Consider the following 20,108-nt stretch of genomic DNA (forward strand, 5'->3'; position numbering starts at 1 on the left):
CTATTAAGATGAAGAAATTTATTGAATCAATAAGTAATGTTTGGAAAATCGAAGAACTGAAAAATAGAATCTTAATTACATTAGGATTACTTTTAGTATATCGTTTTGGTGCACACGTAACGCTTCCTGGAATTGACGCAACTCAATTAACAGGTTTAGCGGGACAAACTAAAAATGGTTTAGGATCTATCCTAGACATGTTTACTGGGGGTGCTTTCTCTAAAGCTTCAGTTTTTGCTTTAGGTATTATGCCTTATATTTCTGCATCTATTGTTGTTCAGTTAATGGGAATTGCTATTCCTTATTTACAAAAACTTCAAAACGATGGAGAGAGTGGTAGAAAAAAGATTAATCAAATCACTCGTTGGTTGACTATAGCTATTACACTGGTTCAAGGTCCAACTTATATCTATAATTTATACAGAACATTGCCTGGTAGTGCATTTCTACTAGGCTTTAATTCTCCTGAATTTTTGTTCTCGTCTGTCATCATCTTAGTTACAGGTACAATTTTTGCTATGTGGCTTGGTGAGAAAATTACAGATAAAGGTATTGGAAATGGAATTTCATTATTGATTATGGTTGGTATCCTAGCTCGTTTACCACAAGCTTTTATTCAAGAGTTTACAACGAGAGTTACCAACAACAATGGAGGTCCAATGTTGTTAGTTATTGAAATTATTGTGTGGTTATTGGTAATCATCTCTTGTGTATTGCTTACAATGGCAGTACGTAAAATACCAGTTCAATACGCTCGTCGTACTACAACTGGTGATTATGAGCAAGATTTGGCAGGTGGAAATAGACAATGGATTCCTCTAAAGCTTAATGCTTCTGGAGTTATGCCAATCATTTTTGCTCAGGCAATTATGTTTATACCTGCAGCTGTAGCTGGATTATCTAAGTCAGATACATCACAATCTATTGTTGGAGCATTTAGTAATATGTTTGGTTTCTGGTATAATTTAGTATTTGCAACTTTAATTATTGTATTTACATTCTTTTATACTGCGATCACTGTACCTACTAACAAAATGGCCGATGATTTAAAAAGAAGCGGTGGTTTTATTCCTGGCGTTCGTCCGGGAGCTGAAACTTCAGACTTCTTAGATAAAGTGATGTCTTTAATAACTTTCCCAGGATCTTTATTCCTTGCTTTGATTGCTGTGTTCCCAGCTATTGTTGTAAGTATTATGGATGTACAACAATCTTGGGCAATGTTTTTTGGAGGTACCTCATTAATAATTATGGTTGGAGTTGCAATAGATACTATTCAACAAATCAATTCATACTTGTTAAACAAACATTATGATGGTTTAATGAAGACTGGTAAAAATAGAAAAGCGGTAGCTTAATATATTTATGGCAAAACAATCAGCAATAGAACAAGACGGATCAATCATTGAAGCATTGTCAAATGCGATGTTCCGTGTGGAGTTAGAAAATGGACATATTGTAATTGCTCATATTTCTGGAAAGATGCGTATGCATTACATCAAATTATTACCTGGTGATAAAGTGAAACTAGAAATGAGTCCTTACGATTTGTCAAAAGCAAGAATTACTTATCGATATTAAAGATATTCACTATGAAAGTTAGAGCATCAGTAAAAAAGAGAAGTGCCGAGTGCATTATCGTGCGTAGAAAAGGGAGATTGTACGTAATAAACAAAAAGAATCCTAGATTTAAACAAAGACAAGGATAATTATGGCAAGAATAGCAGGGGTAGATATCCCAAAAAATAAGAGAGGTGTTATAGCACTTACCTACATCTTTGGATTAGGAAAAAGTAGAGCTATTGAGATTTTAGAAAAAGCTCAAGTAAGCCAAGATAAAAAAGTTCAAGATTGGAATGATGATGAGATCGGAGCAATTCGTGAAGCAGTATCAGCTTTCAAAATTGAAGGAGAATTACGTTCAGAAGTTTCTTTAAACATCAAACGTTTAATGGATATTGGTTGTTACAGAGGTATCCGTCATAGATCTGGTCTTCCTTTAAGAGGACAAAGAACTAAAAACAACTCTAGAACAAGAAAAGGTAAAAGAAAAACTGTTGCTAACAAGAAAAAAGCAACTAAATAATAAGTAGATATGGCTAAAGCAACTGCAAAAAAACGTAAAGTTATCGTTGAATCAACGGGTGAAGCTCATATTTCTGCGACTTTCAACAATATTATCATTTCTTTGACTAATAAGAAAGGTGAAGTTATTTCTTGGTCTTCAGCTGGTAAAATGGGTTTCAGAGGTTCTAAAAAGAATACTCCGTACGCAGCTCAAATGGCAGCAGAAGATTGTAGTAAAGTAGCTCTTGAAGCAGGACTTAAAAAAGTTAAAGTTTATGTAAAAGGACCAGGAAACGGACGTGAGTCTGCTATCCGTTCTATTCATAACGGTGGAATTGAAGTTACTGAGATTATCGATGTTACTCCAATGCCTCACAACGGATGTCGTCCTCCAAAAAGACGTAGAGTTTAATACTCAAATTTAATTATAGTATAACGTAGATAGAATAACGATTATCGAAGGATAAGACCTGAATTCATAATCTCTATCTTAAACAATTTAAAATGGCAAGATATACTGGTCCTAGCACAAGAATCGCTCGTAAATTTGGCGAAGCAATCTTCGGAGATGATAAATCTTTCGAAAAAAGAAATTACCCACCTGGACAACACGGGATGGCTAAAAAAAGAGGAAAAAAATCTGAGTACGCTGTTCAGTTAATGGAAAAGCAAAAAGCTAAATATTCTTACGGAATTTTAGAAAAACAATTCAGAAATTTATTCGAAAAAGCATCAGCTACTAAAGGAGTTACTGGTGAAGTTTTATTACAATTATGCGAAGCAAGATTGGATAACGTAGTTTTTAGAATGGGTATCGCTCCTTCTAGAAGAGGTGCACGTCAAATCGTATCTCACAGACACGTTACTGTAAATGGAGAAGTTGTAAATATTCCTTCTTACCACCTTAAGCCTGGTGATAAAGTTGCAGTTCGTGAAAAATCTAAATCTTTAGAAGCTATCGAACGTTCTTTATCAAATTCAAGTCATGTTTATGAATGGATTACTTGGAATCAAGATCTTAAAGAAGGAACTTTTGTTTCTGTACCTGCAAGACTTCAAATTCCAGAAAACATTAAAGAACAATTAATCGTAGAGTTGTACAACAAATAATAATTGACTTAGTCGAAATTTATGGCAATATTTAATTTTCAAAAGCCCGATAAAGTTATCATGATCGATTCAACCGATTTTGAAGGTAAATTCGAATTTAGACCTTTGGAACCTGGTTATGGATTGACTGTTGGTAATGCACTTAGAAGAGTTTTGCTTTCAGCATTAGAAGGTTATGCAATTACATCTGTTCGTATCGAGGGTGTGGATCATGAGTTTTCTACTATTTCAGGTGTTGTTGAAGATGTTACCGAAATTATCCTTAATCTAAAACAAGTACGTTTCAAACGTCAAATTGAAGATATCGATAATGAAGCAGTTACTATTTCTGTTTCTGGTAAAGATCAATTAACGGCAGGTGATTTTCAAAAATTTATCTCAGGTTTTCAAGTTCTGAACCCAGACCTTGTTATCTGTAATTTAGATTCTAAAATCAAATTGAACTTCGATTTAACAATCGAAAAAGGTAGAGGATACGTGCCTGCTGAGGAGAACAAAAAACAGAACGCTGCAATTGGTACTATTTTTACAGATTCTATTTTTACTCCGGTAAAAAATGTAAAATACGCAATTGAAAACTTCCGTGTTGAGCAAAAAACAGATTACGAAAAATTAGTTTTTGAAATTAAAACTGATGGTTCTATTAATCCAAAAGATGCTCTTACTGAAGCTGCTAAAGTTTTAATTCACCACTTCATGTTATTTTCTGACGAAAGAATTACACTCGAGGCTGACGAAATTGCACAAACAGAATCGTATGATGAAGAGTCATTGCATATGAGACAATTGCTTAAAACTAAGCTTGTTGATATGGATTTATCTGTGAGAGCATTAAATTGCTTGAAAGCGGCTGAAGTTGATACACTTGGTGATTTAGTATCGTTCAATAAAAATGACCTAATGAAATTCCGTAATTTTGGTAAAAAATCTTTAACTGAACTTGATGAACTTGTTGCAGTTAAAAATTTAACTTTCGGAATGGATTTAGCTAAATACAAACTAGATAAAGAATAATTTACTTCATATTTTGCTCTCCATAGTGGATTGTAGCAAGATGAAGATAAAAAAAACACGTCATGAGACACGGAAAAAAATTCAACCACTTAAGCAGGCAGACTGGACATAGAAAAGCTATGTTGGCTAATATGGCTTGTTCTCTTATTGAGCACAAACGTATTAATACTACTGTCGCTAAGGCTAAAGCGCTTAAACAATTTGTTGAGCCTTTAATCACAAAATCAAAAGAGGATACGACTCACAACCGTCGTATTGTTTTTGCTTACTTACGTAGCAAATATGCTGTAACTGACTTGTTCAGAGATGTAGCTGCTAAAGTTGGTGACCGTCCAGGTGGATACACTCGTATCATTAAAGTTGGAAATCGTTTGGGAGATAACGCTGATATGGCGATGATCGAACTTGTAGATTTCAATGAACTTTACAATGGTGGTAAAAAAGAAGTTAAAAAAGCAAAAAGCCGTCGTGGTGGTAAAGCTAAAAAAGCTGACGAAGTTACTGAAGCTCCTGCTGCAGAAACAGAAACGACTACTGAAGCTTCTGAATAATTATGAAAGTAATGATTCTATAGAAATCAAGGATAAACTAATTTTTAGTTTATCCTTTTTTTTTGACTTTTTTAGAAGAGTGAAATTTAACTTTTTTGGATACTAAGGTTTTATTTTTATGAATGAAATTTTTAAAAAATGTTGGAAGGGCTCTTTTAAAGAAGTAAATTTGCAAAAATTCTAATTACAAAGAAACTAGCTTAGCTGGTTTATTAAGACGTTCAAAAACAATACAAATAAGAATGAAATACACAACACGACAAAGCGCCATTTTATTACTAAGTGATGGAACTATTTTTCACGGAAAGTCTATCGGTATCAGCGGTAAAACTTTTGGAGAGGTTTGTTTTAATACTGGAATGACGGGATATCAGGAAATTTTTACTGATCCTTCTTATTTCGGACAAATTATGGTAACAACTAATCCTCATATTGGAAATTATGGGGTTAATGATTCTGAAGTAGAATCTGATGGTGTAAAAATCGCAGGTTTGGTATGTAAAAATTTTAGTTTTAATTATTCTAGAGAAGATTCTTCAGGAAGTCTAGAAGATTATTTTACGAAACAAAATTTGATCTGTATTTCAGATGTTGACACTCGTGCGTTAGTAAGTTACATTCGCGACAACGGAGCAATGAATGCTGTTATTTGTACAGATGGTACTTCGATCGAAGACTTGAAGAAGGAACTGGAAAATGTTCCTAATATGGAAGGTTTAGAGCTGGCATCTAAAGTTTCAACAAAAGAACCTTATTTTTTTGGTGATGAAAATGCAAAATATAAAATATCTGCTTTAGATCTTGGGATTAAGAGAAATATTTTGAGAAATTTTGCAAAAAGGGATTGCTATATTAAGGTTTATCCTTATGATGCGACTTATAAAGATATGGCTGATTTTAATCCAGACGGATATTTCTTGTCAAATGGACCTGGAGATCCTGATCCGCTTTTCGGAGCGATTCAAGTTGCAAAAGATATTATTGCTGATGATAAACCCTTATTTGGAATTTGCTTAGGGCACCAAGTAATTGCTTTAGCAAATGGTGTTCAAACCTATAAAATGTTTGGTGGACACAGAGGAATTAATCACCCGGTAAAAAATATCATTACTGGCAAAGGTGAAATTACATCTCAAAATCATGGTTTCGCTGTTAAAAGAGATGCATTAGAAAATCACCCTGAATTAGAAATTACACATGTTCATTTAAATGACGATACGGTTGCAGGTATGCGAATGAAAAACAAAAATTGCTTTTCTGTTCAATATCACCCTGAAGCTAGTTCCGGGCCACATGATTCTTCTTATTTGTTTGATCAATTTATTGAGAACATAAAGCAAGTAACTGCCTAAAACGATATAGTTAATAAATAAAGGTGTTTAATAGAGATAATGTGTATTAACTATTAAATATTTTTATAATTTCGAAAAAAAAATATAGTTTATTAATAAAAAACAAAAATAATGAGTATTATAATTAAAATTCACGCAAGACAAATTCTTGATTCTAGAGGTAATCCTACTATTGAAGTTGATGTAATAACAGAAAACGGAGTTTTAGGTAGAGCTGCTGTTCCTTCTGGAGCATCAACTGGAGAGCATGAAGCTGTTGAACTACGTGATGGAGGTAAAGCTTACCTAGGAAAAGGTGTTTTGAACGCAGTGAATAATGTAAATACTATTATTGCTGAAGAATTAGTTGGAACTTCTGTTTTTGAACAAAACACTATCGATCAATTAATGATCGATTTAGACGGAACTCCAAATAAATCTAAATTAGGAGCTAATGCAATTTTAGGAGTTTCACTTGCTGCTGCAAAAGCTGCTGCAAACGAACTTGGATTGCCATTATACAGATATGTAGGTGGAGTTTCTGCTAATACATTACCTGTGCCAATGATGAATATCATCAATGGTGGGTCTCACTCTGATGCTCCTATCGCATTTCAAGAGTTTATGATTTTCCCTGTAAAAGCAACTTCTTTTACACATTCTATGCAAATGGGAACTGAAATTTTCCATAGCTTGAAAAAAGTATTACACGACAGAGGTTTAAGTACTGCTGTTGGTGACGAAGGAGGTTTTGCTCCAAACTTGGCTGGTGGAACTGAAGATGCTTTGGATACAATTAAATTAGCAGTTGAAAAAGCAGGATATACTTTCGGAGACGAAATTATGATTGCTCTTGACTGTGCTGCTTCTGAATTTTATGTAAACGGTAAATACGATTATACTAAATTTGAAGGAGAAACTGGAAAAATCAGAACTTCTGAAGAGCAAGCTGATTATTTAGCTGAACTTGCTGCTAAATATCCAATTATTTCTATCGAAGATGGTATGTACGAAGATGACTGGAATGGATGGAAATATTTAACTGAAAAAATTGGAGATAAAGTACAATTAGTTGGTGATGATTTGTTTGTTACTAATGTTGAGCGTTTGTCTACTGGAATTCAAAAAGGTATTGCAAACTCTATCTTAGTAAAAGTAAACCAAATTGGTACTTTAACAGAAACTATTGCTGCTGTAAACATGGCTAAAAATGCTGGTTATACTTCAGTAATGTCTCACCGTTCTGGAGAAACAGAAGATAATACAATTGCAGATTTAGCAGTAGCTTTAAACTGTGGTCAAATTAAAACAGGTTCTGCTTCTCGTTCAGATCGTATGGCAAAATACAATCAATTATTAAGAATCGAAGAAGAACTAGGAAGTAATGCTTATTTTCCTGGACTAAATGCTTTCAAGATCAAATAATTGTAAGCGTTATATATTTAATCTAAACCATTCATTTTTTATGAATGGTTTTTTTTTGGAGTTTTAACAAATTCATAGCAGGATTCTTTTTTTAGTTAGTCTTAAATTCCTTAGATTTGGTAAATTATTATTTTAAAGTTTTATTTCCCATTATATTATGTCAAAAATAGCTACATTAGAAGTAGATGGCCAAAAAATTGAACTTCCGGTAATCACGGGAAGCGAAAATGAATCAGCTATCGATATCAACAAATTACGTGATTTAACCGGTGTTATAACAATTGACCCAGGGTATAAAAATTCTGGATCTTGTAAAAGTGAGATCACTTTCTTAGACGGAGAATTAGGAATTTTACGTTACAGAGGATATTCAATCGAAGACTTGGCTGAAAAAGCTAGTTTTTTAGAAGTGTCTTATCTTTTAATTTTTGGAGAATTACCAACAGCTCAACAATTAGAGCAATTTGAAAATGATATTAAAAAACATACTTTGGTAAACGAAGAAATGAAAAATATCATTGACGGATTTCCTAAAACAGCTCACCCAATGGGTGTTTTGTCTGCCTTGACAAGTGCTTTAACAGCCTTTAATCCTAAAGCAGTAAATGTTGATAATGAAAAAGAAATGTATGAAGCTATTTGTAAAACAATGGCTAAGTTTCTTGTAATTGCTACTTGGACATATAGAAAATCAATGGGTTATCCATTAAACTATTATGATAATACAAAAGGATATGTAGAAAACTTTATGCAATTAATGTTTCAATTGCCTACAGGACCTTACAAAGCAAATCCAATTATTGTTGACGCATTAGATAAATTATTTATTCTTCATGCAGATCACGAACAAAACTGTTCTACTTCTACAGTAAGAATGGTAGGTTCTTCTCATGCTGGATTATTTGCTTCTATTTCTGCAGGAGTTTCTGCTCTTTGGGGGCCGCTTCATGGAGGTGCTAATCAAGCAGTTCTTGAGATGTTAGAAGAAATCAATAAAGACGGTGGCGATACTGATAAGTTTTTAGCGAAAGCAAAAGATAAAAATGATCCTTTCCGTTTAATGGGATTTGGTCACAGAGTTTATAAAAACTTTGACCCAAGAGCAAAAATCATCAAAAAAGCAGCTAATGAAGTTTTAGAAACATTAGGTGTAGATGATCCGATTTTAGAAATTGCTAAAAAATTAGAAGCAGCGGCTCTTGAAGACGAATACTTCAAATCAAGAAATTTATATCCAAACGTTGATTTCTACTCTGGAATTATTTACAGAGCATTAGGAATTCCAACAGATATGTTTACTGTAATGTTTGCTATTGGTAGATTGCCAGGCTGGATCGCGCAGTGGAAAGAAATGCGTGAAAACAAAGAGCCAATCGGAAGACCAAGACAGATTTACACTGGACATCCTTTGAGAGACTTTAAGTCAAACAAATAAAAAAATCTAAAGCTTCACTTAACTGTGAAGCTTTTTTTATCTTTGCCCAAAATATAATATAGTTATGTTGCAATTAAATGTAAAGAACGAAACGTCAAGATTGCGTGCTGTAGTTTTGGGTTCTGCTGTTCATAATGGGCCAACTCCTTCATTAGATGAAGCTTATGATCCTAAATCATTGGAACATATTAAAGCAGGAACTTATCCTGTAGAAAAAGATATGGTTGCTGAAATGGAAGCTTTTAATGCTGTCTTTCAGAAATATGATGTAACTGTTTATCGTCCGGAAATGATCGAAAACTACAATCAGATCTTTGCAAGAGATATAGGTTTTGTTATTGATAATACTTTTATAAAATCTAATATTTTACCAGATAGAGAAAGAGAATTGGATGCAATTCAGTATGTAATTGATCAAATCGACGCTCAAAAAGTAGTTCGCCCGCCAGAAGAAGTTCACATTGAAGGTGGAGATGTAATGTTGTGGAACGATCACATCTTTATAGGGACTTATAAAGGTAGTGACTACAAAGATTATATTACGGCCAGAACTAATATGCACGGTGTAAATTATATCAGAGAATTGTTTCCAGACAAAATTGTAAAAGAATTTGATTTGGTTAAATCTAAACTCGAGGCAAGAGATAATGCACTACATCTAGATTGTTGTTTTCAACCGGTTGGAAAAGATAAAGGCATAATCTACAAACGCGGTTTTCGTGAAGAAGCAGATTATCTGTATTTAGTAAATCTTTTTGGAATGGAAAATTTATTTGATATCGAAAGAATCGAAATGTATCATATGTTTTCAAATGTATTTTCGATTGATGAAAATGTTGTTGTTTCTGAGAAAAATTTCACGAGATTAAACAATTGGCTTCGTGCAAATGGTTTTACAGTTGAAGAAATTCCATATGCTGAAATTGCAAAACAAGAAGGATTGTTGAGATGTTCAACTTTGCCATTAATTAGAGATTAAAGTAATTGTTTCAGGTTTTTTTAACGTGAAAGCTGAAACTTGAAACTTGAAACAAAATAAATATGAAACAAACGACAAATGCAATCGTAATGATTCGTCCAGTTGCTTTTAGAATGAATGAGCAAACGGCGGTTAATAATTATTATCAAAAAGTATTAGACGGACTTTTGCCAAGCACAGTTAATGCAAAAGCGCAACAAGAGTTTGATGCTTTTGTAGAAAAGTTAAGAGCAGTTGGTGTTGATGTTACTGTGATTGAAGATACTTTAGAAACGGATACTCCGGATAGTATTTTTCCGAACAACTGGGTTTCTTTCCATGAAAATGGAGATGTAGCTTTGTATCCAATGTTTGCAGAAAACCGTCGTCAGGAACGTCGTGAAGATATTTTGGACACTCTTGAAGATAAAGGTTTTGAAATTGCCAATATCATGGACTATACTTCTGCAGAAGAAGACGGTATTTTTCTTGAAGGAACTGGAAGTCTGCTTTTAGATCGCGCAAACGGAAAAGCATATTGTGCTTTGTCTCCACGAGCAGATGAAGAATTGTTTATTGAATTTTGTGAGGACTTTGATTATGCTCCAGTAATTTTTGAAGCTTTTCAAACTGTTGATGGAGAACGTAAACTAATTTATCATACTAATGTGATGATGTGCTTAGGTGAAACTTTTACCGTTATTTGCGCAGATTGTATTGATGATAAAAAAGAACGCAAAATGGTTTTGGATAATCTCAAAACAGATGGTAAAGAAATTGTTTTGATCACTGAAGATCAGGTAAATAATTTTGCAGGGAATATGTTAGAAGTTCGAGGTACAAATGATAAAAAGTATATTGTCATGAGTGCATCGGCTCATCAAAGTTTGACTCCAAAGCAAATTTCACAATTAGAAAGTCATGCTGAAATATTAAGTTCAAGTTTAGATACAATTGAAGCTTGTGGTGGTGGAAGTGCAAGATGTATGATGGCTGAAGTATTTTTGCCGAGAAGCTAAACAGATAGATTGAAAAAAAAATAAAAAGGGATAAAGCTATTCAATAGTTTTATCCCTTTTTTATGAATAAGCAAAAAAGAATTACATCAAATTTCCTTTTACTATATTAATTATTGAACTTACTATATATTGAATTCCAATTGAAATTACAATAAAACCGACAATTCTGGAAATGGCTACAATCCCAGAAGCACCTAATATTCTAGCTAAATAATGAGCACTTTTTAAAATTATAAAAATCACAACTGCAATAGCTAAAATGGCTAAGCTTGAAATTATAATTTCTTCCATTTGATGATGCTCTTGGTAAAAAGCAATCAATAAAGAAATCGATCCTGGTCCTGCCAGCATAGGTATTGCTAATGGTGTCAAAGCAATATCATTACGATGTTGTGCGTCATTTTCAATCTTTTTGTTGATACCTCTCTTTTTATTGAATTTTCCTGAAAGCAATGAGAATCCAGAATTTACAATTATAAGACCGCCCGCAATTCGAAGTGCGTCAATACTAATTCCGAAAAAAGTCAAGACATACTTACCGATTAAAAAGGAAACCATTAAAATAATAAAAACATTTATAGCGGTCCATAACGAAATTCTAGAACGCTCTTTTTGAGAATCATCCTGTGTAAGTCCGACAAAAATAGGTACAGTTCCAATTGGATTTAATACTGAAAAAAGAGCGGCAAATAAGTAAATAAATAAATCCATATAATTATTATTGATTAAGGTAAAAGTAGTTTTTTTTTGAGACTTTAAAGTTATTTGTGAGAGACTATTATATTGTTTTTTGAAAATGGGAATACAATTTATTGATTAATCGAATGCAGTTAATTCTAATTTTTATTATTCAGTTCCCGGAAGCCTTACATAGTCTTAAAGTAGTATAAAAATGACGTATTGTTGTTCTTTTTTGACTATTGGTATTGTAAAATTGTATTAATCTAAAGTTTCTGATTGTTTATTGACATCAGTAACAGTAGATTGTATATTAATTTAAAACCAATAATTATGATGAAGAAAATACTAGTTTTTTTTATAATTATCGTTTTTTTTGGATGCGATAATTCAGAAGAAAATAAAGATCTTTGTTCTTATTATAACACAACAGTTATGTTTTCTGTTTTAAATTCTGAACATGAAGATTTATTAAATCCAGAAAATTTAACCCATTTGGATGTGTCGAAGATAAAATTATTTAATGTGATAAACGGAAAAACGGTTGAATTTTATGATCCGAATTTAGACAGTCCGAGAAATTTTAAAATTTTAAAATATGATTATGATGATGTATATCATATTACAATATCTTTAAATGATATTGATAAGTCTGCTAAAACTAAAACTTATATTCAATGGAATGAAAAAGATACAGATACTTTAGAGTCAACTTTTAATAAAACAAAATGTTCAACTATAACCAATCAAGTCTGGCTAAATGGTAAGCTTGTTTGGGATTATAAAATGGATGATAAAGATTATCCAATTATAATAAAATAACAAATAAAAATTTTAAAAGCCAGACATTATGTTTGGCTTTTTGTTGTCATAAATGAATGTTTTCGATTTTATAAAAAAGGTAAAAGTAAAACGATAAAGACTAAATCTTATTTGATTACTTTTGTGTAATATTATAAAATGATGAAAAATAAAAAAACCCTAGTTCTTGGTGCTACCACAAAACCAGATAGATATGCTTTTAGAGCTGTAAATGCCTTAGTTCAAAAAGGACATACTGTATTAGCAATTGGACAAAATACTGGAGAAGTGGCCGGTGTTAAAATTCAGACCAAAGCAATACCTGTAAAAAATATAGATACTATAACTTTATATTTAAACCCTACACGCCAGCGTGATTACTACAATTATATTGTCGAAGCGCAACCTAAACGTGTAATTTTTAATCCCGGGACAGAAAACCCTGAGCTTTATCAATTGTTAGAACTTAATGATATAAAGGCAGAAGTAGCTTGTACTTTGGTTCTATTGGCAACAAATCAATATTAATTTTTGAAATTATTCTTCTTTCGTAATATTTCAAAAAGATGATTCGTAATGCTTTTTAATTGATGCTAAAGTGAGGTAAAGCAATAAAAGTGTTACTTTTGTTCCCATGGAATTTTCATCAAAATTAATAGAAAAAGCAGTCAACGAAATGTCTCAATTACCTGGAATTGGTAAACGTACAGCATTACGTTTAGTTTTGCATTTATTAAAACAACCAAAAGAACAGACAGGATTTTTATCTCAGGCATTATTGAATATGCGTGAGGATATTAAGTTTTGCGAAAATTGCCATAATATATCAGATACAAAAGTTTGTGAAATTTGTGCTAATTCGATTAGAAATCACCATCTTATTTGTGTAGTAGAAGATATTCGAGATGTCATGGCTATTGAAAATACTGGACAATACAAAGGAATTTATCACGTTTTAGGAGGTAAAATTTCTCCAATAGAAGGTGTTGGCCCAAGTCAGTTGAATATCTCAAGTTTAGTAGAAAAAGTTAAGTTGGGAAAAGTGATTGAGATTATTTTTGCCCTAAGTTCTACAATAGAAGGAGATACCACAAATTTTTACATTTATAAACAAATAGCAGAATCAGAGATTGTGATTTCTACAATTGCAAGAGGGATATCTGTAGGAGATGAATTAGAATATGCAGATGAAGTTACACTTGGGAGAAGTATTTTGCATCGAGTTCCATTTGAAAAGACTTTTAAAAATAATTAATCAAATAAAAGTTAGATTTTCAGAAGATTAAAGGAAAGTCTATATTTGCGAAAAAATTCCCCAATGACACAAAAAAGTTTTTATATACTATTATTAGTTAGTACTCTATTTACATCATGCATTCCTATTAAAGATTTGGTATATCTGCAAGATAAGAATAATACAGAAGAACAAAGCTCAATTGCTCAGGTAAGTTCAAAACCTTATAGATTACAAGTAAACGATGTTATAAGTGTAAATATAAAAGCTATTGATCCTAAACTTGTTGCTATTTTTAATACAACCGAAAGTGCTACTACGGCAAAATCTGAAACAGGTTTATATTTTGATGGATTTACGATTGATGATCATGGTAATATAAGAATGCCAATCTTAGGCGAAATAAATGTAATTGGTTATACGCTTGAAGAAGTAAGAGTTAAAATTGAGAAAAAATTACTTGAAGAATATTTTAAAAGTGAGGCAAATATTTTTGTTACAGTAAAATTAGCAGGTTTTAGATATACAATAAATGGTGAGGTAGGGAGTACTGGAACAAAAACATTGTTTCAAACCCATGTAAATATTATGGAAGCCATTGCAAATGCCGGTGATATTACTACAGTAGGAAATAGAAAAGAAGTGACTATAATTCGTCAGACTCCGACAGGAGTTCAAATGAATAATATTGATCTTACTGATGCTAATGTAATGAAATCTCCTTATTATAATCTACAGCCTAACGATTATATATACATAAAGCCATTAAGACAAAAAGCATGGGGAACTGGACAAACAGGTATACAATCAATTGGAACTGTTATTACATTATTATCTCTGGCAACCACGGTTTATTTAATTCTTAAAAATTAAAATTCAAAAAATGTTAGATATAAAAGATTTTTCGATTTTTGAAAATCATTCAAATTTTGATTTTAAAGCATTTTTATTGAAAATTGCCAGTTATTGGAAATGGTTTTTAATTAGTTTGATAATTTCATTTACAATTGCATATCAGGTAAATATCCGAAAAGAAAAAATTTACGAGATGCAGACATTAATTTCGATTAAAGAAGAAAGCAATCCATTCTTTACTTCAAATACTAGCTTGGTTTTTAACTGGGGCGGAATTTCTGATCAAGTAAATGGAATTTCGACGATTCTACAGTCAAGATCCCACAATGAGTTAGTTGTAGATAAGTTGCAATTTTATATTGATTATTTTAAACAAGGAAAATATAATTTAATTGATGCTTATGGAGCAGTTCCATTTTATGTTGACATCGATAAGTCTAAAGGACAACTTGTAAATACTTTAATAAGTATTAAATTTTTAAGTGAAAATGAATATGAAGTTCGTATACCTTTCGAAAATAATTCCGTTTCATTAATAACTTACTCCAATAATTCGTATTCTAACACGGCAGTTCAGCCTGTAGAATTTATTAAAAAATATAAAGTTGGTGAGGTGGTTTCTTTGCCTTTTTTAGATTGGAAACTCCAGATAAATGATAATCCCGGTTTTTATACAGGAAGCGAGTATTTTGTAAGATTTAATGATTTTGATGGTACTGTATCGCGTTATAGAGGGATAGCTGCTAATTCTGATGATAAGGGTGGTTCTATAATAACATTGGGAATGCAAGGAACGAATAAAGCAAGAATGGTTGATTATTTAAATTCGACCGTAAAAATGCTTATTAAAATTCAGTTAGACGGAAAAAATCAATTTGCAAACAATACAATAAAATTTATTGATAGTACTCTTGTTAATATGGAATCTCAGTTGAAACAGACAGGAGATGAATTAAAATCCTTTAGAAAAGATAAAAAGATATATGAAATTGAGGGAGGAGCAGATAAGTTTTCTAATAAAATAACGAATTTTGACACTGAAAAAGATTTAGTTGCAAGGAAATTAACCTATTATAATTCATTAAAATCATATTTAAATAATAGTGTAGATTACTCGCGACTGCCAGCCCCTTCCGTTGCTGGAATTGAAGATCCCAATATTGTTGCTAATGTTTCAAGATTAATTATACTTTCAACTCAAAGATCAGAAATGGCTTATGCTGTAAAAAGTGATAAAATTTTTAAAGATTTTGATAATCAAATGCGTGCCATAAAGGATGTTTTATTAGAAAATATCGAAACTGCAAAATCTTCGTTACTATATGATCTTTCAATGGTAAATGCTAAAATTGGTCAGGCTGAAAGTGTAATTAAAAGGCTGCCAGAAGAACAGCAAGAATTATTAAAAATTAAAAGAAAATACGATTTAAATGATAACATTTATACAGAATTTCTTCAAAAACGAAATGAAGCAGAAATTGTAAAAGCTTCAAATTTATCAGATATTCATTTTATTGATCCTGCAAAAGATATAGGCGAAGGATTAATTGGGCCTAAAACCTCGGTAAATTATGTTTTAGCGCTCTTTTTGGGTATTTTGATTCCATTATTATTCGTTTTTGTTGTGTTTTTTATCAATAATTCCATTCAAAATCCAGATGATATTAGCAAATTAACGCAAATACCGTTAATTGGAGTAATTGGCGTAAATAAAGATTCTTTGAGTTTGGCAGTATTTGATAAACCTAAGTCTGCACTATCAGAAGCTTTCAGGGGAATTCGTTCTTCCTTACAGTTTTTATATAAAAAGCAACAAGTTAGCGGTTCGAAAACTTTAATGATTACTTCTTCGATAAGTGGAGAAGGTAAAACATTTTGTTCTATTAATATTGCTACAGTTTTCGCATTAAGTGAAAAGAAAACCGTGATTGTTGGTTTAGATTTGAGAAAGCCAAGATTAGCAGATGAATTTAATTTGACAACCCAATTAGGGGTTGTGAATTATCTTATTAAGCAAAATAGTCTTGACGAAATTACAAATTCAACTAAAATAGCAAATTTAGATGTTATACTTTCAGGTCCAATACCACCAAACCCTTCTGAACTTATATTAAGTGAAGCAATGGGAGAATTAATTGATGAATTAAAACAAAAATATGATTATGTAATATTAGATACCCCGCCTGTAGGTTTGGTTTCTGATGCATTGGAATTGGTTCAATTTGCTGATGTTACATTATATATTGTTAGACAAAATTATACTAAAAAAGATATGATAACTTTGTTGAATACTAGAATTAAAAGAGGGGAATTAAATAATGCTAGTATTGTTTTAAATGGTTATGAAAACAAAGCTAAGTATGGTTCTACATATGGATATGGTTACGGTTACGGAGCATATTCAAATGGATATCATGATGAAGAAGAAAAATCTAATTTCTTGAAATCTATTTTTAGAAAATTAAGCAAGAAATAATTTGGAACATGGAAAAGGTAGAAAAAACAACCATTTTAATTACAGGAGGTGCTGGTTTTATTGGTTCAAACTTATCTGAATATTTTTTAGGATTGGGTCATAAAGTAATTTGTTTAGATAATTTTTCAACAGGTCATCATCATAATTTAAAAGATTTTATTAATAACCTTGATTTTAAATTGATTGAAGGAGATATTCGAAATATTGAAGATTGTATCTTAGCAGTTCAAGGAGTTGATTTTGTATTGCATCAAGCGGCATTAGGATCTGTTCCCAGATCTATAAATGATCCTATTACAACAAATGATGTAAATGTCTCAGGATTTTTAAATATGTTGTCAGCTTCTCGTGACGCCAAAGTAAAGCGCTTTGTCTATGCAGCAAGTTCTTCAACTTATGGTGATTCTCAAGGTCTGCCAAAAGTTGAAGATATTATAGGTAAGCCATTATCTCCCTATGCTATAACAAAATATGTAAACGAATTGTATGCCGATATTTTTAGCAAAACGTACGGTTTAGAAACAATAGGATTACGATATTTTAATGTTTTTGGAAGAAAACAAGATCCAAATGGAGCTTACGCCGCAGTTATTCCAAAGTTTGTAATGCAATTGATGAATTATGAAAGTCCCATTATTAATGGTGATGGAAATTATTCTCGTGATTTTACATACATAGATAATGTTATTCAGATGAATGAGTTGGCTATCACAAGTCAAAATCTGGAAGCTGTGAATACGGTTTACAATACAGCATTTGGTGATAGAAATACTTTAAATGATTTAGTTGGATATTTAAAAAAATATTTAGCCGAATTTGATTCAAAAATTGCTGATGTGCCTATTATTTATGGTGCGAATAGAGTTGGCGATATTCCACATTCGCTTGCTAGTATTGATAAAGCTAAAGCACTACTTGGTTATGATCCAAAATATTCTTTACAAGAAGGATTAAAAGAGGCGGTAAGCTGGTATTGGAATAATTTAAAATAAAATAAGAATCGAGATAATAGTAAAAAATGGAAATTACAAAAATTTGTTGCATTGGTGCAGGTTATGTAGGAGGTCCAACAATGGCCGTTATAGCTCAAAAATGCCCAAATATAAAGGTGACTGTTGTTGACTTGAATGAGCAAAGAATTAAAGATTGGAATGATCCAAATACAGATAACATCCCGATTTATGAGCCGGGTCTTTCTGAAATTGTAGCTGAAGCCAGAGGAAGAAATCTTTTCTTTTCTACAGAAGTTGAAAAAGCAATCGATGAAGCGCAAGTAATTTTTATTTCGGTCAATACGCCAACTAAAACTTATGGTAAGGGTAAAGGTATGGCTGCTGATTTAAAATATATTGAGTTATGTGCTAGGCAGATTGCAAAAGTTGCAAAACAGAATAAAATTGTGGTAGAGAAATCAACTTTACCTGTACGAACAGCTGAAGCAATAAAAAGTATTTTAGATAATACAGGAAATGGAGTTCAGTTTCAGATTCTATCAAATCCTGAATTTTTAGCCGAAGGAACGGCTGTAACTGATTTATTAAATCCAGATAGAATTTTAATAGGTGGTGATACAACAACTGAAGGTCAGGAGGCTATTAATGCTTTAGTTAATGTTTATGCAAATTGGGTAGAAAAAGATAAAATTCTAACAACTAATGTTTGGTCATCAGAGTTGTCTAAACTTACAGCAAATGCTTTTTTAGCACAACGTATTTCATCTATAAATGCTATGTCTGAATTATGTGAAAAAACTGGAGCAGATGTTAGTGAGGTAGCAAAGGCAATTGGAATGGATAGTAGGATTGGGGCAAAATTTCTAAAAGCATCTGTTGGTTTTGGAGGCTCTTGTTTTCAAAAAGATATTTTAAATTTAGTTTACATTGCAAAATCATATGGACTAAATGAAGTAGCTGATTATTGGGAGCAAGTTATTATAATGAATGATCACCAAAAAAGAAGATTTTCTAATAAAATTGTCCAAACATTATACAATACAGTAGCAGACAAGAAAATTACATTTCTTGGCTGGGCATTTAAAAAAGATACAAATGATACGAGAGAATCTGCGGCAATCTATGTAGCTGATGATTTAATTAATGAACAGGCAAAAATTTCTGTATACGATCCGAAAGTGCAAAGACATAAAATGTTGAGCGATTTAGATTATTTAGAAACTCGTACTAAAGAAGAAAATAGTAATGCTTTAACAATATTTGAAAATCCATATGAATCTTGCAAAGGGGCTCATGCAATTGCAGTTTTAACTGAATGGGATGAATTCATAACTTATGACTGGCAAAAAATTTATGACTCGATGCGTAAGCCTGCATTCCTTTTTGATGGTAGGAATATCTTAAATGCAAAAGAATTAGAGAAGATTGGATTTATTTATAAAGGAATCGGTTCTTAATTAATTCTATTCTTGAAATAAAATTAATGAGATTGAATATAGATGTGGTTGGTTACGGTGTTATTTCAATATAAATAAAAAAATTATGAATTGGTATGTAGTATATACGAAACCTAAGTGGGAAAAAAAAGTTGCCGAGAAACTTAGTCAAATAGGTATTGAATGTTATTGTCCAATAATTACCCAAGTTAAACAATGGTCTGATCGAAAAAAAAAGGTAGAAGTGCCTCTTTTTAATTCGTATGTTTTTGTTCAATTAGAAGAATCAGATAGGAATTCTGTCTTTGAAGCTGCTGGTGTAGTGAGATATTTGTTTTGGCTGGGGAAACCTGCTATAGTTCGCGATCAAGAAATTGATATTATTAAGACAAGTTTAAAGGCAGATAACATTAGTGATGTATCTATAACTTCAATAAAAGTAGGAGATAAAATCAAATTAGAATCTGGAGTTTTTAGTAATCAAAGTGCAATTGTAAAAGAAATGTCTAATACATATTGTATTTTAGTTTTAGAATCATTAGGATGCGTCTTAAAGATTAGATATAATTCAATTTAGTTAAAACTGTACCGCTTTAAAATATAAACAGTGTATAAAATTCAATTATTTTGAATTTTATACACTGTTTTTTTTGTAAGATAAATTGTTATATACTGATAGATAGGGGTTTGATGCTGTTGTTGCGCTTTTGGATTAAGTTTTTAAAGGTTTACATGAAACCGTATTGAATAAATTGACTTAATGTGCTA

22 protein-coding genes are annotated in these 20,108 nt (G+C 31.7%); 21 read left to right on the plus strand and 1 reads right to left on the minus strand.

Annotation, left to right across the window (positions count from 1 at the left end; all coding sequences use genetic code 11):
* Positions 1–8 precede the first annotated feature (8 nt).
* The 13 genes from secY (at position 9) to ctlX (ending at position 10,907) form a co-directional block, all read left to right on the plus strand.
* Positions 9–1,355 (plus strand): preprotein translocase subunit SecY, encoded by a 1,347-nt coding sequence (gene secY / locus EV144_RS17675; protein WP_134150489.1) that lies wholly within the window; start codon positions 9–11, stop codon positions 1,353–1,355.
* Between the two features lie 7 nt (positions 1,356–1,362).
* The gene (gene infA / locus EV144_RS17680) at positions 1,363–1,578 is read left to right on the plus strand and encodes a translation initiation factor IF-1 (protein WP_007136545.1); all 216 of its coding nucleotides are present in this window, start codon (positions 1,363–1,365) and stop codon (positions 1,576–1,578) included.
* Between the two features lie 11 nt (positions 1,579–1,589).
* Positions 1,590–1,706: a type B 50S ribosomal protein L36 gene (gene ykgO, locus EV144_RS17685; RefSeq protein ID WP_002987490.1), complete on the plus strand. Its 117-nt coding sequence runs from the start codon at positions 1,590–1,592 to the stop codon at positions 1,704–1,706.
* A gap of 2 nt (positions 1,707–1,708) precedes the next feature.
* Complete coding sequence (rpsM, locus tag EV144_RS17690) at positions 1,709–2,083, plus strand: 30S ribosomal protein S13 (RefSeq protein ID WP_064716171.1); 375 nt, start codon at positions 1,709–1,711, stop codon at positions 2,081–2,083.
* A gap of 9 nt (positions 2,084–2,092) precedes the next feature.
* Positions 2,093–2,476 carry a 30S ribosomal protein S11 gene (rpsK, locus tag EV144_RS17695; RefSeq protein ID WP_007803677.1) on the plus strand — a complete coding sequence of 128 codons (384 nt, stop codon included), beginning with the start codon at positions 2,093–2,095 and terminating at the stop codon, positions 2,474–2,476.
* Between the two features lie 92 nt (positions 2,477–2,568).
* A complete protein-coding gene (gene rpsD / locus EV144_RS17700; protein ID WP_134150490.1) occupies positions 2,569–3,174 on the plus strand; it encodes a 30S ribosomal protein S4 in 606 nt (201 codons plus the stop codon).
* A gap of 21 nt (positions 3,175–3,195) precedes the next feature.
* Positions 3,196–4,188, plus strand: coding sequence for a DNA-directed RNA polymerase subunit alpha (locus EV144_RS17705; RefSeq protein WP_026109818.1), 993 nt, complete (start codon positions 3,196–3,198; stop codon positions 4,186–4,188).
* A 62-nt stretch (positions 4,189–4,250) separates the two neighbouring features.
* A complete protein-coding gene (gene rplQ, locus EV144_RS17710; RefSeq protein ID WP_134150491.1) occupies positions 4,251–4,739 on the plus strand; it encodes a 50S ribosomal protein L17 in 489 nt (162 codons plus the stop codon).
* Positions 4,740–4,981: 242 nt separating this feature from the next.
* Complete coding sequence (carA, locus tag EV144_RS17715) at positions 4,982–6,091, plus strand: glutamine-hydrolyzing carbamoyl-phosphate synthase small subunit (RefSeq protein WP_134150492.1); 1,110 nt, start codon at positions 4,982–4,984, stop codon at positions 6,089–6,091.
* Between the two features lie 111 nt (positions 6,092–6,202).
* Positions 6,203–7,495, plus strand: a complete 1,293-nt coding sequence (eno, locus tag EV144_RS17720) for a phosphopyruvate hydratase (RefSeq protein WP_134150493.1) — start codon at positions 6,203–6,205, stop codon at positions 7,493–7,495.
* 157 nt (positions 7,496–7,652) lie between these two features.
* On the plus strand, positions 7,653–8,930 hold the full coding sequence (locus EV144_RS17725) for a citrate synthase (protein WP_134150494.1): 1,278 nt from the start codon (positions 7,653–7,655) through the stop codon (positions 8,928–8,930).
* Between the two features lie 64 nt (positions 8,931–8,994).
* The gene (locus EV144_RS17730) at positions 8,995–9,909 is read left to right on the plus strand and encodes a dimethylarginine dimethylaminohydrolase family protein (RefSeq protein ID WP_134150495.1); all 915 of its coding nucleotides are present in this window, start codon (positions 8,995–8,997) and stop codon (positions 9,907–9,909) included.
* Between the two features lie 62 nt (positions 9,910–9,971).
* A complete protein-coding gene (gene ctlX, locus EV144_RS17735; protein ID WP_134150496.1) occupies positions 9,972–10,907 on the plus strand; it encodes a citrulline utilization hydrolase CtlX in 936 nt (311 codons plus the stop codon).
* Positions 10,908–10,988: 81 nt separating this feature from the next.
* Here the strand turns inward: ctlX and EV144_RS17740 are convergent, their stop codons facing one another.
* Positions 10,989–11,618: a MarC family NAAT transporter gene (locus EV144_RS17740; RefSeq protein ID WP_134150497.1), complete on the minus strand. Its 630-nt coding sequence runs from the start codon at positions 11,616–11,618 to the stop codon at positions 10,989–10,991.
* 300 nt (positions 11,619–11,918) lie between these two features.
* Here EV144_RS17740 and EV144_RS17745 point away from each other — a divergent pair, with 300 nt between their 5' ends.
* The 8 genes from EV144_RS17745 to EV144_RS17780 all read left to right on the plus strand — a co-directional run bounded on the left by EV144_RS17745 (position 11,919) and on the right by EV144_RS17780 (position 19,917).
* Positions 11,919–12,407 carry a hypothetical protein gene (locus EV144_RS17745; protein WP_134150498.1) on the plus strand — a complete coding sequence of 163 codons (489 nt, stop codon included), beginning with the start codon at positions 11,919–11,921 and terminating at the stop codon, positions 12,405–12,407.
* A gap of 141 nt (positions 12,408–12,548) precedes the next feature.
* On the plus strand, positions 12,549–12,914 hold the full coding sequence (locus EV144_RS17750) for a CoA-binding protein (RefSeq protein WP_134150802.1): 366 nt from the start codon (positions 12,549–12,551) through the stop codon (positions 12,912–12,914).
* Positions 12,915–13,020: 106 nt separating this feature from the next.
* Positions 13,021–13,641 (plus strand): recombination mediator RecR, encoded by a 621-nt coding sequence (recR, locus tag EV144_RS17755; protein ID WP_134150499.1) that lies wholly within the window; start codon positions 13,021–13,023, stop codon positions 13,639–13,641.
* Positions 13,642–13,704: 63 nt separating this feature from the next.
* Positions 13,705–14,493 (plus strand): polysaccharide biosynthesis/export family protein, encoded by a 789-nt coding sequence (locus EV144_RS17760; RefSeq protein ID WP_134150803.1) that lies wholly within the window; start codon positions 13,705–13,707, stop codon positions 14,491–14,493.
* Positions 14,494–14,503: 10 nt separating this feature from the next.
* On the plus strand, positions 14,504–16,951 hold the full coding sequence (locus EV144_RS17765; protein ID WP_134150500.1) for a polysaccharide biosynthesis tyrosine autokinase: 2,448 nt from the start codon (positions 14,504–14,506) through the stop codon (positions 16,949–16,951).
* Between the two features lie 8 nt (positions 16,952–16,959).
* Positions 16,960–17,943 (plus strand): SDR family oxidoreductase, encoded by a 984-nt coding sequence (locus EV144_RS17770; RefSeq protein ID WP_134150501.1) that lies wholly within the window; start codon positions 16,960–16,962, stop codon positions 17,941–17,943.
* 26 nt (positions 17,944–17,969) lie between these two features.
* On the plus strand, positions 17,970–19,361 hold the full coding sequence (locus tag EV144_RS17775; RefSeq protein ID WP_134150502.1) for a UDP-glucose 6-dehydrogenase: 1,392 nt from the start codon (positions 17,970–17,972) through the stop codon (positions 19,359–19,361).
* Positions 19,362–19,446: 85 nt separating this feature from the next.
* Positions 19,447–19,917 carry a UpxY family transcription antiterminator gene (locus EV144_RS17780; RefSeq protein WP_134150503.1) on the plus strand — a complete coding sequence of 157 codons (471 nt, stop codon included), beginning with the start codon at positions 19,447–19,449 and terminating at the stop codon, positions 19,915–19,917.
* Positions 19,918–20,108 lie beyond the last annotated feature (191 nt).

This window comes from Flavobacterium sp. 270 (assembly GCF_004368785.1).
GTDB lineage: Bacteria > Bacteroidota > Bacteroidia > Flavobacteriales > Flavobacteriaceae > Flavobacterium.

What these genes read in the sequence shown, in the direction of transcription:
- secY (WP_134150489.1), top strand. Translation starts at nt 9, where the DNA reads ATGAAGAAATTTATTGAATCAATAAGTAATGTTTGGAAAATCGAAGAA.
- infA (WP_007136545.1), top strand. Translation starts at nt 1,363, where the DNA reads ATGGCAAAACAATCAGCAATAGAACAAGACGGATCAATCATTGAAGCA.
- ykgO (WP_002987490.1), top strand. Translation starts at nt 1,590, where the DNA reads ATGAAAGTTAGAGCATCAGTAAAAAAGAGAAGTGCCGAGTGCATTATC.
- rpsM (WP_064716171.1), top strand. Translation starts at nt 1,709, where the DNA reads ATGGCAAGAATAGCAGGGGTAGATATCCCAAAAAATAAGAGAGGTGTT.
- rpsK (WP_007803677.1), top strand. Translation starts at nt 2,093, where the DNA reads ATGGCTAAAGCAACTGCAAAAAAACGTAAAGTTATCGTTGAATCAACG.
- rpsD (WP_134150490.1), top strand. Translation starts at nt 2,569, where the DNA reads ATGGCAAGATATACTGGTCCTAGCACAAGAATCGCTCGTAAATTTGGC.
- EV144_RS17705 (WP_026109818.1), top strand. Translation starts at nt 3,196, where the DNA reads ATGGCAATATTTAATTTTCAAAAGCCCGATAAAGTTATCATGATCGAT.
- rplQ (WP_134150491.1), top strand. Translation starts at nt 4,251, where the DNA reads ATGAGACACGGAAAAAAATTCAACCACTTAAGCAGGCAGACTGGACAT.
- carA (WP_134150492.1), top strand. Translation starts at nt 4,982, where the DNA reads ATGAAATACACAACACGACAAAGCGCCATTTTATTACTAAGTGATGGA.
- eno (WP_134150493.1), top strand. Translation starts at nt 6,203, where the DNA reads ATGAGTATTATAATTAAAATTCACGCAAGACAAATTCTTGATTCTAGA.
- EV144_RS17725 (WP_134150494.1), top strand. Translation starts at nt 7,653, where the DNA reads ATGTCAAAAATAGCTACATTAGAAGTAGATGGCCAAAAAATTGAACTT.
- EV144_RS17730 (WP_134150495.1), top strand. Translation starts at nt 8,995, where the DNA reads ATGTTGCAATTAAATGTAAAGAACGAAACGTCAAGATTGCGTGCTGTA.
- ctlX (WP_134150496.1), top strand. Translation starts at nt 9,972, where the DNA reads ATGAAACAAACGACAAATGCAATCGTAATGATTCGTCCAGTTGCTTTT.
- EV144_RS17740 (WP_134150497.1), bottom strand. Translation starts at nt 11,618, where the DNA reads ATGGATTTATTTATTTACTTATTTGCCGCTCTTTTTTCAGTATTAAAT.
- EV144_RS17745 (WP_134150498.1), top strand. Translation starts at nt 11,919, where the DNA reads ATGATGAAGAAAATACTAGTTTTTTTTATAATTATCGTTTTTTTTGGA.
- EV144_RS17750 (WP_134150802.1), top strand. Translation starts at nt 12,549, where the DNA reads ATGAAAAATAAAAAAACCCTAGTTCTTGGTGCTACCACAAAACCAGAT.
- recR (WP_134150499.1), top strand. Translation starts at nt 13,021, where the DNA reads ATGGAATTTTCATCAAAATTAATAGAAAAAGCAGTCAACGAAATGTCT.
- EV144_RS17760 (WP_134150803.1), top strand. Translation starts at nt 13,705, where the DNA reads ATGACACAAAAAAGTTTTTATATACTATTATTAGTTAGTACTCTATTT.
- EV144_RS17765 (WP_134150500.1), top strand. Translation starts at nt 14,504, where the DNA reads ATGTTAGATATAAAAGATTTTTCGATTTTTGAAAATCATTCAAATTTT.
- EV144_RS17770 (WP_134150501.1), top strand. Translation starts at nt 16,960, where the DNA reads ATGGAAAAGGTAGAAAAAACAACCATTTTAATTACAGGAGGTGCTGGT.
- EV144_RS17775 (WP_134150502.1), top strand. Translation starts at nt 17,970, where the DNA reads ATGGAAATTACAAAAATTTGTTGCATTGGTGCAGGTTATGTAGGAGGT.
- EV144_RS17780 (WP_134150503.1), top strand. Translation starts at nt 19,447, where the DNA reads ATGAATTGGTATGTAGTATATACGAAACCTAAGTGGGAAAAAAAAGTT.